We start from the raw sequence: 14,645 nt of genomic DNA, 5'->3' as shown, positions 1-14,645 counted from the left end.
ACCTCTTGGGACGGTTCACAACGCCCCACTGGCCCACAGCACACCACTTCCGGTGGTGCCGAGCCGCGTCGAATATGCGTAGGCCTGCGAGTCGCTGAGGCTGGCGACGTAGTCGATGATTCCGCGGCCTCGTGCCATGCGCGCCACGGCGGTGGTGTCGACATTGCCGAGCAACCAGGGTTCCTCATCGCGGACGCGTCGGTAGCCCTGCTCGGCCACCTCGACCAGATCCAACAGACGCTGGGGAGCGCGTCGACCATCGAGACGGTCCGAGAGCCATTCGTCGAGCATGTGCACCAGATGTTTGAGGACGCTGGCCTGACCTCGCTGCACCATGGCGAGATCGGGACGTTCGAGCACGAACTGCTGGTGGATGAACTTCAACACCAGGATCTGGTGCCACGCCAGTGGTGCCACGGTCACCAGTGGAGCGCGCGCTCCACCATGTTCGTTCAGTCTGGCTGACGCCACCAGTTCATCGAGCCATCGTCCGACGAAGGCTGAGATGGAGCGGTCCGAATCCATCGATCCGTCATAGGGGCGGGCCAGCACATCGTCGATGAAGTCGGCACCGATGATGCGGACCGCCTCAGCGAACAGCTCCTCGTCATAGACCCATCGGTCCTTCGCCTCGGCCCGGCGTCGCAGTCGTTCCAGGCTGCCGCCGGGGATCTGGCCGAGGCGCCCGAGTTCATCGGAGGCCATGAGGTGCAGTGACGCCCGGTCGCGCAGCCAGGATCGGAACTCGTTGGCGATGGGTGAGTACTGCAGTACACCCGAGCGGTGGAAGTCTTCGAGGTCGTGCAGGGAGTAGGCGATGTCGTCTGCCAGGTCCATCACGGCGCACTCGAGGGTCTGGCGCCCCGGTTCCAACCCCAACAGGTCGATCACCGAAACCATTTCGCCCAGGTCGGGCACGTAGGCGTTGAACTTGCCCGCACCCGGCCCATCGATGCCTCGCCCGGCGCCACGTGGGCGTTCCTCCCAGGTCGTGGGATGGGGATCGGGCACGGCGAAGCGCCCCCACGGATACTTCAGGACGCCGGCCCGTGATGCCGCCGTCAGGTTGAGGCCATCGGTTCCGATGTCGTGGACCTCGAGTTCGGTGATGATGCGGAAGGTCTGAGCGTTGCCCTCGAATCCGTCGGCGAGCCCGAACTCGTCGCGGGCCAGGCGATCAAGCGTTCGCTCACCCAGGTGCCCGAAGGGTGGATGGCCGAGGTCGTGGGCGATGGCGGCCACCTGGCACACCACGTGGTTGAGACCGCCGAGTGCGGAGAGTCGCTCCGGGGGAGAACTGCGCAGGAGCGCGATGGCGATCGAGCGGGCCACCACGGTCACCTTGATCGAGTGCGTCAGCCGGTTGTGGACCACGCCATCGGTGGCGCCCGGTGTCACCACCTGGGTCACATCGGCCAGCCGCGCGAAGGATGGGGTGAAACGCAGACGTTCCAGGTCGGTGCGGTACTCGGATTCGACGCCCACCGAGAGCGGCCGGTAGACGTCGGGGTCTTCGAGGTGGACGCGTTGCAGTCGCCGTTTCTCCAGGTCTGGGTCTGCCGCCGGTCTGCGATCGTGCCTGTCCATCATGAAGCCCTCCTCGTCCTGACGAACCTACCGCGATAATCTGCCGGTATGCAGACCCCGGTTGATGCCACCACGACGCCCTCCTGGAATCGCCTGACCGAGCTCTCGGAAACCTTCCGTCCCAATCTGCGACGCTGGTTCGACAAGGACCCCCGACGTGCTGAGATGCTCACGTTCACCGCTGGAGATCTGCACGTCGATCTCTCCAAGAACCTCGTGAGCCCCAAGGTCTTCAGCTCACTGCTCGAGCTGGCCGATGATGTGCGGTTGAAGGACCGGATCGAGGCGATGTTCACCGGCGAGCGCATCAACACCACCGAGGACCGCGCGGTTCTGCACACGGCGCTGCGTCTTCCGCGTGACGCCCAGCTCGTGGTGGACGGGCAGGATGTCGTGGCCGATGTCCACGAGCAGCTCGATCGTGTCTGCGAGTTCGCCGAGCGTGTTCGCTCCGGTGAGTGGCGTGGCGTCACCGGGCGTCCCATCGAGACGGTTGTCAACATCGGTATCGGTGGCTCCGATCTTGGCCCGGTCATGATCTACGAGGCGCTCAAGCACTACGGCAAGTTCGGGCTGCAGTGCCGTTTCATCTCCAACATCGATCCCACCGACGTTGCCGAGGCCACCTTGGGCCTCGACCCGGAGACCACGCTGTTCATCGTGGCATCCAAGACCTTCACCACGTTGGAGACGCTCACCAACGCCCGGCTGTGTCGTACCTGGCTGATCGACACGCTCACCGAACGGGGCGCCATTCCCCACGACGGGGGTGCCCGTGACGCGGTGGCCAAGCACTTCGTCGCGGTCTCGACGGCGTTGGACAAGGTGTCGGAGTTCGGCATCGACCCGCAGAACGCGTTCGGTTTCTGGGACTGGGTCGGTGGCCGCTATTCGGTGGATTCGGCCATCGGAACCGCGCTGGCCGTCTACCTGGGGGCGGACCGGTTCCGTGAGCTCCTGGCCGGCTTCCACACCATGGACCAGCACTTCCGGCAGGCCCCGTTCGAGCAGAACGTCCCGGTGCTCATGGGCCTGTTCAACGTCTGGTACACCAACTTCCTCGGCGCCCACACCCATGCCGTGCTTCCCTACAGCCAGTATCTGCATCGTTTCCCCGCGTACCTGCAGCAGCTCACGATGGAGTCCAACGGCAAGTCGGTGCGCGCCGATGGTGAGCCGACGCTGTACGACACCGGTGAGATCTTCTGGGGCGAGCCCGGAACCAACGGTCAGCATGCCTTCTACCAGCTCATCCATCAGGGGACGCGCCTCGTCCCGGCCGATTTCATCGCCTTCGCCAATCCGACGCATCCGCTCCGCGACGGTGACCACGATGTGCACGAGCTGTTCCTCGCCAATTTCTTCGCCCAGACGCGGGCGCTGGCGTTCGGACGCACCGCGGAGGAGGTTCGTGAGTCGGGCGTCACCGATGAGGTGCTGGTGGCTGCCCGCACGTTCGAGGGCAACCGCCCCACCACGTCGATCCTCGCCGGCGAGCTCACTCCGAACACGTTGGGCCAGCTCATCGCGCTGTACGAGCACATCACCTTCGTTCAGGGCGTGGTGTGGGGGATCGACTCGTTCGACCAGTGGGGAGTCGAGCTCGGTAAACAGCTGGCGAAGGAGCTCACCTTGGCTGTTGAGGGCGACACCGATGCCCTCGCGGGGCAGGATTCCTCGACGCGAGCATTGATCGAGCGTTACCGACAGCTGCGGGGCTGACCGAGTAGCGGAACCGTCCTCTGCCGGGGCGCGTGGTTTTTTTGGATGGGTCCTCTAATCTTTGACCCGTGCCCAAAGCCCTGCGTCGCATCCTTGGTGCCTGCCTCGGCATGGCCGTGGTGGGGGTCGTCTTCGTCGTTGTCATCGAAAGTGCGGTCACCGCGTGCGCAAAGGGCCGGACGCATGGCGTCGCCGATGTCCCGGAACGTCCGGTGGCTCTGGTCCTGGGAGCGCAGATCTATCCCGACGGCACTCCGTCTCCGTTTCTGAAGGGACGCCTGGACCTGGCGGCGGATCTGTATGAGGCCGGCAAGGTCAGCGTCATCCTCGTCTCGGGTGACAACCGCCAAGAGCACTACAACGAGCCCGACGGCATGCGGAACTACCTGATCCGCAAGGGCATCCCCGCGTCGAAGGTGGTGGCCGACTACGCCGGGTTCGACACCTATGACTCCTGCGTCCGGGCCAAACGCATCTTCGGCGTCGATCAACTCACCGTGGTCACGCAGGAGTATCACCTTCCGCGCGCGGTGGCCACGTGCACCATGGTCGGGGTGGACTCCACCGGTGTGGGTGATGTCTCGGTCAAGCGGCAGTCGCGCACCTGGTATCAGGGCGAGGTGCGCGAGTGGATGGCCAACATCAAGATGGTGTGGGACGTCGGCACGCGGCGTGAACCCACCCTGGGGCCACGTGAGACGAGCGTGCAGGAGGCCCTGGAGAGCTGACCTGCGACCACCTGGTCAGGGGATCAGCTCACCGAGCGCTGCGCCCGGTCGGAGACCTGTCCGATCATGCGCTCGACGATGTCTTCGAGCATCACCACGCCGATGACCGCTCCGCCCTCGGAGACCAGTGCCATGTGTGCCTTGTCCTTCTGCATCGCCGCCAGGACGTCCTGCAGACTCGCGTCGGAGTGGACGGTGACGAGATCGTGCCGTTCATCGGGACGGATGGTGCGGTCGAGCTCTTCGTCGGGCACTCCGAGCAGGTCCTTGACGTGGACGTAACCGAGGTGGTCGCCGTTCGTGTCGACCATCGGGAATCTGGAGAAGCCGTGGGTGACACAGGCCCGTTCCGCATCGGCGACCGTGGCGTCCTCGGTGAGGGTGCAGAGGGTGTCCATGGGCACCATCACGTCGTTGGCGGTCTCATCGCCCAGAGTGATCGCCCCGGCCATGAGCCGCATCTCGTTCTCCTCCAGGAGCCCCGACTCATGGGACTCGGTGAGGTATTCGCGGGCCTGATCCGCGGTGACGGTGGAACTGACGTCCTCGGTCGGCTCCACCCGCACGATCTTGAGAACCAGGTTGGCCAGAGTGTTCATGACCCACAGCAGGGGCCGGAGAACCCACGAGATGGCGTACATCGGTGGGCCCAGGAGCAGTGCGGCACGGTCGGGGGAGGCGATTGCCATGTTCTTGGGCACCATCTCGCCGACCACCATGTGGAGGTACACCACGAGCACGAGGGCCACGGCGAAGGCGACCGGGTGGACGAAGTGTTCGGGGAGACCGGCCCATGCGAACACCGGCTGCAGTGCGTGGGCCACCGCCGGTTCGCCGACGGCACCCAGGCCCAGCGAACACAGGGTGATGCCGAGCTGGGCCCCGGCCATCATCGTGGTGACTCGGTCCATGGCCCGCAGGGTGATGCGCGCGGCCCCCGAGCCTTCGGTGGCGAGCACCTCGATGCTGGAGCGCCGTGCTGACACGAGGGCGAACTCGGCGCCGACGAAGAAGGCGTTGCCGGCGAGTAGCACGAGGGCGAGGAGAATGGCGAGCCAGTCGGTCATGCGTCATCCTCCTCGATCGGTGAGGTCTTGAGTGTCAACAGGTCGACGCGGCGTCCGGCGAGGCGGGTGACGGTGAGTTCCACACGAATGGGTGAGGGCAGGTCATCGTCGTCACGGTGGGTGAAATCGCGCCCCTCGAACTCGACCACATCGCCTTCCTCAGCGAATCGTTCGAGCCGTTCGGTTATCAGGCCGCCGATGGTCTCGCTGGTATCTCCCTCGGGGAGTTCGATGCCAAGACCGGACCGGATCTCGTCTGGACGAAGCATGCCCATGAGCTCGACGCTGCCATCGGCCCGCATGACCCACCGCTGTTCGGGGGCGTCCTGCTCGTCGGCGATCTCTCCGACGAGTTCCTCGACGAGGTCCTCCAAGGTGATGAGCCCGTCGGTACCGCCGTACTCGTCGATGACGACCGCGATCTGGAGCCCGTCCCTGAGGACGTTCAGTACATTGTCCAGGGGCATCGTGTCGGGGACCTCCACGATGTCCCGAATGATCTGCCGCACAGGTGTGGTCGCTCGGGCCTGGCGTGGTATCTCCAGCGCATGCTTGAAGTGCACGACGCCACGGATGTCATCGGCGTGCTCACCGGTCACCAGCATGCGGGAATAACCCGTCTCATGGCAGGTTTCGAGCACCTCGGCGACGCTGGCGTCGACATCGACGAACAGAATCTGGGCGCGGGGTGTCATGGCGTCGGTGGCGTGCTTGCGGCCCAACGCCTCGCCGTGGGTCATCTTGCGGGCGACCTCGGTGTCGAGGGTTCCCTCACGGGCCGACCGGGAGGCGATGGCGCTGAGTTCCTGCGGGTTGCGGGCCGACGCCAGTTCCTCTTGGGGCTCCATGCCGAGGAGCCGCACCAACCCGTTCGCGGTGCCGTTGAAGAACGCGAGTGGCCAATGCATGACCCAGCAGAAGGCGATCGATCCGGGAGCGACCCACTTCGCCAGCCGCAGGGGCTGGGCCAGGGCCCAGTTCTTGGGGAACAGTTCGCCGAGCACCATCTGGGAGATCGCGGTGATGATGAACGCCAGCGTCATGGAGACACCGAAGGCGGCGGCCTCGGGGAGCCCGGCAGCTGTCATGGGCACCTTGAGCACCGCAGCGACCGACGGTTCGGCGATGTAACCGACGATCAGCGAGCTGACGGTGATGCCGAGCTGCGCGCCGGAGAGATGCGTGGAGAGTTTGGAGAGAGCGCGCTCCACGTTCGCCGCCCCCGGCTCGCCGTTCTCGACGGCCAGCCGGACGCTGGAACGATCCACCGTCACGAAGGCGAACTCGACGGCAACGAAGAAGGCGTTGACCGCGATGAGGGCCACCACGCAGAGCAGAAGAATTCCGGTGATGGCAGTCATGGGAGATCACGGCCTTCAGCAGGCGGTGTGGACGCAGGGGATTGTGCGGCCGTGAGGTCGGTCTGAGGGGCCGGTCGGGCGCTGTCAGAGCGGCCGACCGGCCGGGGACTCGGGGGTTTGTCGTTCATCGATTGGGGGCGACGAAGGTCGCCGGGTCACCCCCGCAGCGTTTGCCGGCTTCACAGGCGTCGAGGTCGGCCATCGCTTCGGCAGGGAGCTCGAAGTCGAACAGCGCGAAGTTCTCGGCGATCCGCTCGGGTGTCACCGACTTGGGGAACACGATGTAGCCGTGCTGCAGGTGCCAGCGCAGAACGATCTGGGCGGGCGTGCGGCCGAGCTCGGTGGCCCACTTCTTGGGCGCATCCAGATCGAAGTCGCCCAAGCCGAGCGGGGAGTAGGACTCCACCTCCACGCCGTGGCCACGGGTGTGAGCCACGAGGTCGGCCTGTTGGAACGAGGGATGGATCTCGATCTGGTTGACCGTGGGCTTGACGCCGGTGGCGTCGATGATCTGGTCCAGATGCGGGGCGAGGAAGTTCGAGACACCGATGGAGCGGGTGAGGCCCGCCTCCTTGAGCTCGATCAAGGATTCCCACGCCTGCTGGTAATGCCCCTGGGTGGGCACCGGCCAGTGGATGAGGTAAAGATCCACCTGCTCCAGGCCGAGCTTGGTGAGGGATTCCTCGAGGGCCGGGCGGGCGTCCTGGTGGCGCGTGTTCCACAGCTTCGTGGTGACGAACAGGTCGTCGCGTTTCAGCGCGGATTCAAAGATCGCCTTGCCGACGCCTTCCTCGTTGCCGTAGATCGCAGCGGTGTCGATGTGGCGATACCCCACCTCGAGCGCGGTGGAGACGGCGCGGGTGATGTCATCGGTGGACACCTGCCACACGCCGAAGCCCAGCTGGGGGATGGTGTTGCCGTCGTTCAGGGTGACCGAGGGAACGTTCATGTGTGGAACAATACCGCGCATGATCGATCCCACCAGCCCTGTTGCTCCGTCGGCCGGTCTTCCGGAGACTCTCAGCGCTCGCATCGAGAAGGTCATCGGGGTCGACCCGGAGTTGCGTCCGGCCACCAAACCGCAGTTCGGGCACTTCCAGTGCAATGCGGCCATGCGCCTGGCCAAGAGCGAGGGCAAGCCGCCCCGTGAGATCGCCCAGCGCATCGTGGAGGAACTCGACATCGACGACCTGTGCGAGGAACCCGAGGTCGCCGGTCCCGGTTTCATCAACCTCCGGTTGAAGGCCGAGGTGCTCGCCGCTGCTGCTGAGCATGTGCGTACCGATGAGTCCACCGGCATCCAGCAGGTCCCCGAGCCCCAGCGCGTGGTCATCGACTATTCGGCTCCCAACGTCGCCAAATCGATGCACGTCGGGCACCTGCGCACCACGATCATCGGGGACTGCTTCCGCCGGGTCCTGGGGGCGGTGGGCCACACCGTCATCGCGCAGAATCACATCGGTGACTGGGGACGCCAGTTCGGCATGCTCATCGAGCAGATCCTCGATGAGGGCATCGACCCCGCCGAGCTCACACTCGAGGAGGCCGACGCCCTGTACAAGCGCGCGAACGCGCACTTCAACGAGGATCCGGACTTCGCCCGGCGTGCCCGCGCGCGGGTCTCGGTGTTCCAAGGGGGAGATGAGGAATCGCTGGCGATCTGGCGTCAGCTCATCGAGATCTCCAAGCAGGGCTTCAATGCCGCTTACGAGCGCATGGACGTGCTTCTCACCGACGACGATCTCGCGGGCGAATCGACCTACAACGACGATCTGCCCGTGGTGTGTGCCGAGTTGGAGGACAGTGGCGTCGGCGTCATCGACGACGGCGCTCTCTGCGTCTTCCTCGACGGATTCGACGCGCCGCTGATCGTGCGCAAATCCGACGGGGGCTACGGCTACGCGACCACCGACCTCGCGGCGATCCGCCACCGGGTCGGTGCACTTGACGCCGATCGCATCATCTACGTCACCGACGTGCGTCAGGGCGGCCACTTCGCCCAGATGTTCGCTGCGGCCCGCAAGGCCGGGTTCCTGCCCGAGGATGTGAGTGCGGAGCATGTGGGTTACGGCATGGTGTTGGGCAACGACGGAAAGCCGTTCAAGACCCGTGACGGATCGGCGGCGACGCTGGAGAGCCTGCTCGACGCTGCCGAGGCCGAGGCGCCGCGTCCCATCGCCTTGGCGGCCATCAAGTACGCCGACCTCTCCTCGGGGCTGCAGAAGGACTACGTGTTCGACGCCGAGCGCATGGTGCAGACCACCGGCGACACCGGCCCCTACCTGCAGTACGCGCATGCTCGCTGCTGCCAGGTGCTGCGGAACGCCGAGGAGACCGGGCTGACCGAGCGTGCGGTGACGCGCGTCGACGAACCTGCCGAGCAGGCACTGGCCATGGCGCTCTCGCGCTTTGGTGATGTGGTGCATGAACTCGCGCAGAACCTGCAGCCGCACAAGCTGTGCACGTATCTGTTCGAGCTGGCCACCGCCTACTCGACGTTCTATGAGCAATGCCCGATCCTGAAGTCCGAGGGAGAGGTGCGCGTCTCGCGTCTGGGCCTGTGTGAGGCGACGCGGGATGTCCTGGCCGCCGGGCTGGATCTGTTGGGTATCGATGCGCCCGAGCGGATGTGAGCCGGAGAGCTGTGGGCCGGTTCCGGGTGGACTGAGGCTGCCTTAGACTCCTGGCCGTGCTCAGGGGGAGGAATCGGCTGCGGCCGTGGTGGATCATCGGGGTCGTGCTGATCCTCGTCGCTGCCGCGGTCGTCGTCGGCGTCAACCGATGGGGAAATGCCGACAAGATGGCCATTCGCAGATTCTTCGCAGCGCTCCAACGGGCGGATGTGGCCGAGGCGGAGCATCTGGTGGTCGACAGTGTCGACGTCACCGTCGCAGACCAGGAATCGAGCAATGAGAAGACGCCGCTCTCGTTGGTCCGCATCGAGTCCGACGGCGATCGCCGCTATGGCGTCACCTACCGCCTTGGTGATGCCGAACACGCCGCTCGGGTAGAGGCGGTGGGGGAGCGCGGCAGCGTCCGGCTTGACGGCCTTGTGTACACGATTTCGTTCGATGGGGCCGTGTTGGGCGACAGATACGACCGCGGCATGCGGGCCTGGCCCGGAACCTTCGTGAGGGAAGCACCCCACTTTATGGCCGAGAGTGGGTTGGTGCGTGCAGACCCGGTCGAGGTCACGGTGACGCAGGACAATCATGCCGAGTTCGATGTGAGCGTGACGTCGGTGGGCAGGGCCAGGGCGCGGCGACAGGTGGGCTTCGAGTTGATGGTTTGTGATCGCTCGTCGGCGCAGCTCACCGTGTGCCCTGCCGGGGGTGGGCCGGGGACCGACCGGTCGAACTTCCGTGTTCTCGAATGGCAGATCGCCGACGACTCGCCCGAGCACTATGGCGGGCCGATCACCTACTCCTATTGGGAACGCGAGGGTCAGGGGCAGGTCGCCAAGATCCACGAGACGCAGGCCTTCATGAAGATCGATCCCGATGGTGTGGAGCTCGCACGATGAAGACGTGGATCGGGGAGCACGTCAAGAAGCTCATCGCCGGGGCATTGGTGCTGGTCTGTGTGATCTGGGCCATCGTCGCTGCAATGACGCATCAGGGGAACAAGGACATCGCGAAGATCGAGCAGATCTTCTCCGACGCCGGTGACGGCTCGGTGTATTCGGCCGCGCTGGCCACCAGTGGGGAGTTCTCCGGCGTCGTGGCACCGATGTCAGCCGCCGAGTTGGTGTCGGTGCGTCAAACCGGTCGGCGTGGTTACCGCGTCACCTATCGCGTGGCCGATGAGGAACATGTCACCTCGGTGCGCGCCAGTGGCGACCCCGTGCGTATCGAAGGGCTGGCGGTACGGGTCATGGTGGAGGCTCCTGCCCTCGAGGCGCCGGTGATGCTGTCCCAGCACGCGGTGACGGGCCCCATCGATCTGTTTCCGGGGGTTTATGGCCTCGAGGGTTTTCGCCGCGACTACGGGGAGCCCGCCACTCCTTTGGTGGATCTCGCCCCGTCCATGGTGGTTGCAGCCCATGACGCAGGTGAGCCGGTGTCGATCCAGGCCGAGCCGAGCGTCAGCGCGGTTGGGGCGGACAGGGCCGAGGAAGCGGTCATCGACCACCTCACCCACATGTGCCCGGCCCGTGACCTGCCCTGTCCCGATCTGCCCGGCGGTGAAGCGGCCCGGGTCGTTGACGCAGAACTGACCGGGTGGGACATCACGGATGAGGCGATTGGCCATTACGGAGGAACGGCCACGTTGAAGGTCACGTCCGCTGAGCCGGGCATGGAGCTTGGTGATCGGCATCGTGAAACCGTCGAGATGGAGATCTTCGTCGATTTTCGAGGTAAGGACGTGGCCGTTCTTACCGAGTGAAGTGTTGCTGTTCAGGCACCGCAGTGTGGACGACCACAAGCTGTGGGAACCATCGGACGCTTTGGTGCGCCTCACGTACCGTTCACGCTCTACTATGTCGCCCTAGGAGGTAGACATGTCCCAACCCAATGGCCCACAACCGCACCCCGGTGGAGCGCCCCATTTCGGTCCCGCCGGTCCCCAAGGGCCCGTAGGGCCACCCGGCCCCGGTGGTCCCGGCGGTTTCGGAGGTCCGGGCGGTCCGGGATTCCCGGGCCCGCAGGATCCCCCGAAGAAGAAAGGCCTGCCGCTGGGACTGCTCATCGGCGGTGGGGCCTTCGTCCTCATCCTCGTTGTGATGGCAGCGTTGATCATCCCGGCGGTCACCAAGGACAAGGGGAAGGCCGCCATCGAGAACCTCTTCGCGGCGCTCGCGGAGTCCGATGCGCGGACAGCGGCGACGCTCACCGGGGAGTCGGGAACCTATGCGATCACCGACGAGATGCTGCGTCGCAGCAATGAGTTGGCGCCGATCGAGCTGAAGTCGGTCAATGGAGCTGGTGATGACCGCTACACAGTGGTCTTCACGCTGGGGCAGGAGGAGTACCGCACCACGGTGAAGGCTGTGGAGCGATACGGGCAGGTTCAGGTGGACGACGTCACCACCCGCGTCTCGTTCGACACCGGAGAGTCCTACGCGACGGTCCAGATGAATGGTGAGGACGTCTACACCGATCAGCACATCTACCCCGGCGTCTACGAGCTCTCCGCCAAGGACAACGAGAACATCACGTTCAATCCCGGCCAGGTCACCATCGACCTCAGCGAGACCTCCACCACGCTCAAGCCGGAGATGTTGGCGTCCGACGCCGGTAAAGAGGCGGCGAAGGAAGCCATGGCCGAGTGGGTGGAGCAGTGTGTGCAGTATGCGAGCACAGGTACCGAAGGATGCCCGGTGAAGCTCGACGACTCGAACACGACCATCGTCGGCGTCGACTGGGAGCTGAGCTCCCAGGGCATCGAGAACTTCGAGGAGACCGATGCATCGGCGGCTCACTACGGTGGCAAGGTCACCGTGAGCGCCAAAGCCACCTACACCGAATACGACAAGGACTACAACAGCTCCGAGAAATCGAAATCGGGGAGGTTCACCGAAGAGATCTTCGTCGATCTCACCTCGAGTGAACCCCGCGTCATCCGCTGATTTGCGCGATTCGCTCCAGTGAAGGTCGTCGTCATGGACGACTTTCACTGGAGCGAGGAGCTTCTGGCGCGGTTCTGACGTCGGCGTGCCAGATGCCGGGCTCTGCCGACGGTCAGTCGGTGCGTCGGCGCAGCGTCAGGAACACCGGGCCGCGTCCGGTGGCGGGAGCGACGCAGGTCGACGCGCTTCCACATGAACCGCAGCCATCGCTCGGGCACGCCGAGCCGATCTCTTCACGCTCCAGCATGTTCATGCGCTCGAGCTGGTGGAGAGCGGCTTCGACCATGCCGGGGCCCAGCCCGGTGTGCTCGCAGATCGCCCTGTGGCCCGTCGCGCCGGCGGTGATGGCGTCGAGAACCTGACGCATGGGGCCACCGCTCACAGGATCAACACTCCCACCTGGAACACGAGCACGGCGAGTCCGTAGGCCAGCGCGAGCTGCAGGACCACACCGAAGACCGTCCATGCGAGCCCGATCTCACGCTTCTGGGCCGCCAGCGTCGCCACGCAGGGCGTGTATGCGAGCAGGAACAGCATGAAGGCGATGACGGCGAGGGTTGGATGCCCGCCCGAGGCGGTGTCGAAGGTCATGCGCAGCTGATCGGCGAGAGCACTGACGCCTTGACCGGTGGGATCGAGCGTTGAAGGGTCGGCCACGGCATAGGTCTGGGCCCAAGAACTGATGACCGCTTCCTTGGCGAGGAAACCGGTGATCAGGGCACCGACGGCTCGCCAGTCGGCGAATCCCGCGGGGGCGAACACCGGAGCGAGCCAGGAGCTGATGGTCGCATACCAGCTTTCGGTGGGCGGGACCTCGCCGATCGCATGCCCTCCCGATGCGGGAAGGGCCTGCAGCAGCCAGACGATCATCACTGTGACGACGATGATCCCGCCGGCTGTCTGGAGGAACCCGCGCAGACGCATCCATGTCACCTGTGCCACCAGACGTGGTTGTGGACGCTGGTAGGTCGGAAGATCCAGAACCAGGGCGCTGGAGCCCATGGCGCGCCACAGCGTCGAACGAAGGGCCAGGCCGGTGAGCACCACCAGCAGGATCGACACCAGATACATGGCGAACACGACACTCCCCGCGTTCTCGGGGAAGAACGTCTGGGCCAGCATCACGTACACAGCGAGGCGGGCGCTGCACGAGGTCAATGGGACCAGCAGAGCAGTGAGGATACGTTGCTTCGCGTCGCCGAGGACTCGCGTCGCACTGACCGCCGGAACATTGCAACCGAACCCCACGATGAGAGGCAGGAACGCCTTTCCCGGCAGGCCGATGGTCCGCATGAGCCGGTCGGTCACCACGGCCGCACGCGCCATGTAACCCGAGTCCTCCAAAAGGGCCAGCAGACAGAACATGATCGCCATGAGTGGCGCGAAGGTCAGGACGGTTCCCACGCCGGTGACAAGGCCATCGACGATCAGCCCGACGACGAGGGGGTGGGCGACTCCCAGGGCTTCGAGTCCTGCGGTGGCCCCATTGGCGATCGGGCCGGTGAACAGGGCGTCGAGCCCGTCCTGCAGAGGAGCGGCCACTGCGGTGGTGAGTTGGAACACCAGCCACATGACGCCGAGAAAAGCCAACGGGCCGATGATCGGATGCAGCAGAAGGGAGTCGATGCGCTCGGTCTTCGTGCGGTCCTGCTCGGACTCCACGACAGCGCTGGCGACGGCGTCGTCGATCCAGGCGAAGCGAGCGTCGGCGCGGTCGAAGTCCGAGCCCTCGGGCGCTGTTCTGGCCGGTCGGGCGGGGGCGGGCGCGTCGAGTGATGCTGTCAACGCATCGGCGAGGCTTTCCAAGCCGGTGCCGCGTCGAGGATCGAGCTCGATGACCGGGTGCCCGAGCTGCTCGGCGAGCTTTACGGCATCAACCGAGACACCACGACGTTCGGCGACGTCGTTCATCGTCAGCGCGACGACCATGCGATAGGGCTGCTCGGCCACCTGCGCAACCAGATACAGGCTTCGGGCGAGGTGGCTGGCGTCGGCCACCACGACGATGGCGTCGGGGCGTTCCTCGAGGGGAACCTCGACCAGCAGATTGCGGGTGAGCTCCTCGTCGGGGGAGAGCGGATCGAGCGAGTAGGTGCCGGGGAAATCGATGGCATCCACGGTGCGATCGCCCATGCGCCAGGAGCCGCGTCCGATCTCGACGCTCGTGCCGGGCCAGTTGCCCATGACGCGGCGAGCCCCGGTCAGGCGGTTGAACAGGGTGGACTTGCCGCCGTTGGGGGCTCCCACGAAGGCGACGATCGGGCTGCCGACTGGGGCCGATCGGCCCGTTTCGGCAGCATGGCAGGAGGGGGCATGCGAGCTCATCGCAGCTGTGCTTCGCGTTCGCTCCGGGCAGGGGCTGGGTGCGGGTCGAGCGTGTGCTCGTCGGTGACCATGATGCTCCTGCATGTGGCGCGATCCAGGGCGATACGGGCGCGGCCCACCGCCACGACACGTCCGCCACCGGTGGTTCGACGCATGGCGCTGACCACCTGACCGCGGCGGATTCCGATCTCGGCGAGACGCAGCCTCAGCGCTGCGGGGACCTCGGGTTGTCCCAGCTCGACCGGCGTGCCGATGGCGGCGTCCAACAATGTCGACTGCATGGGGC

The 14,645-nt window shown here is 65.5% G+C and carries 13 protein-coding genes; 6 read left to right on the top strand and 7 right to left on the bottom strand.

Annotated elements, in window-relative coordinates:
- Positions 1-15: 15 nt before the first annotated feature.
- The gene (locus tag FB460_RS12170) at positions 16-1,590 is read right to left on the bottom strand and encodes a deoxyguanosinetriphosphate triphosphohydrolase family protein (protein WP_246044410.1); all 1,575 of its coding nucleotides are present in this window, start codon (positions 1,588-1,590) and stop codon (positions 16-18) included.
- A gap of 45 nt (positions 1,591-1,635) precedes the next feature.
- On the opposite strand from FB460_RS12170, the gene pgi reads away from it, so the two are divergent.
- Positions 1,636-3,309, top strand: coding sequence for a glucose-6-phosphate isomerase (gene pgi, locus FB460_RS12165; RefSeq protein WP_142094478.1), 1,674 nt, complete (start codon positions 1,636-1,638; stop codon positions 3,307-3,309).
- Between the two features lie 68 nt (positions 3,310-3,377).
- A complete protein-coding gene (locus FB460_RS12160; RefSeq protein ID WP_246044409.1) occupies positions 3,378-4,037 on the top strand; it encodes a SanA/YdcF family protein in 660 nt (219 codons plus the stop codon).
- 23 nt (positions 4,038-4,060) lie between these two features.
- Here the strand turns inward: FB460_RS12160 and FB460_RS12155 are convergent, their stop codons facing one another.
- The 3 genes from FB460_RS12155 to FB460_RS12145 all read right to left on the bottom strand — a co-directional run bounded on the left by FB460_RS12155 (position 4,061) and on the right by FB460_RS12145 (position 7,414).
- Entirely contained in the window at positions 4,061-5,104 is a 1,044-nt protein-coding gene (locus tag FB460_RS12155; protein ID WP_142094477.1) for a hemolysin family protein, read from the bottom strand.
- On the bottom strand, positions 5,101-6,465 hold the full coding sequence (locus tag FB460_RS12150; RefSeq protein WP_142094476.1) for a hemolysin family protein: 1,365 nt from the start codon (positions 6,463-6,465) through the stop codon (positions 5,101-5,103). The genes FB460_RS12155 and FB460_RS12150 overlap by 4 nt, the downstream gene beginning before the upstream one ends.
- Positions 6,466-6,589: 124 nt before the next feature.
- Positions 6,590-7,414: an aldo/keto reductase gene (locus tag FB460_RS12145; protein WP_142094475.1), complete on the bottom strand. Its 825-nt coding sequence runs from the start codon at positions 7,412-7,414 to the stop codon at positions 6,590-6,592.
- A gap of 19 nt (positions 7,415-7,433) precedes the next feature.
- Between FB460_RS12145 and argS the strand changes: the two genes are divergently transcribed.
- From argS to FB460_RS12125, 4 genes are all read left to right on the top strand, one after another.
- A complete protein-coding gene (gene argS / locus FB460_RS12140) occupies positions 7,434-9,098 on the top strand; it encodes an arginine--tRNA ligase (RefSeq protein WP_142094474.1) in 1,665 nt (554 codons plus the stop codon).
- Between the two features lie 56 nt (positions 9,099-9,154).
- A complete protein-coding gene (locus tag FB460_RS12135) occupies positions 9,155-9,988 on the top strand; it encodes a hypothetical protein (RefSeq protein WP_142094473.1) in 834 nt (277 codons plus the stop codon).
- Positions 9,985-10,851 (top strand): hypothetical protein, encoded by an 867-nt coding sequence (locus tag FB460_RS12130; RefSeq protein ID WP_142094472.1) that lies wholly within the window; start codon positions 9,985-9,987, stop codon positions 10,849-10,851. The genes FB460_RS12135 and FB460_RS12130 overlap by 4 nt, the downstream gene beginning before the upstream one ends.
- 115 nt (positions 10,852-10,966) lie before the next feature.
- Positions 10,967-12,034: a hypothetical protein gene (locus FB460_RS12125; RefSeq protein WP_142094471.1), complete on the top strand. Its 1,068-nt coding sequence runs from the start codon at positions 10,967-10,969 to the stop codon at positions 12,032-12,034.
- Positions 12,035-12,146: 112 nt separating this feature from the next.
- Here the strand turns inward: FB460_RS12125 and FB460_RS12120 are convergent, their stop codons facing one another.
- From FB460_RS12120 to FB460_RS12110, 3 genes are all read right to left on the bottom strand, one after another.
- Positions 12,147-12,401, bottom strand: a complete 255-nt coding sequence (locus tag FB460_RS12120; protein ID WP_170210091.1) for a FeoC-like transcriptional regulator — start codon at positions 12,399-12,401, stop codon at positions 12,147-12,149.
- Between the two features lie 11 nt (positions 12,402-12,412).
- Positions 12,413-14,281 carry a ferrous iron transport protein B gene (gene feoB / locus FB460_RS12115; RefSeq protein ID WP_246044408.1) on the bottom strand — a complete coding sequence of 623 codons (1,869 nt, stop codon included), beginning with the start codon at positions 14,279-14,281 and terminating at the stop codon, positions 12,413-12,415.
- Between the two features lie 74 nt (positions 14,282-14,355).
- On the bottom strand, positions 14,356-14,640 hold the full coding sequence (locus tag FB460_RS12110) for a FeoA family protein (protein WP_142094468.1): 285 nt from the start codon (positions 14,638-14,640) through the stop codon (positions 14,356-14,358).
- Positions 14,641-14,645: the final 5 nt, after the last annotated feature.

Source organism: Propioniferax innocua (genome assembly GCF_006716235.1).
GTDB lineage: Bacteria > Actinomycetota > Actinomycetes > Propionibacteriales > Propionibacteriaceae > Propioniferax > Propioniferax innocua.
The sequence above is the reverse complement of the archived record's forward strand: the minus strand, read 5'-3'. Positions and strand labels throughout refer to the sequence as shown.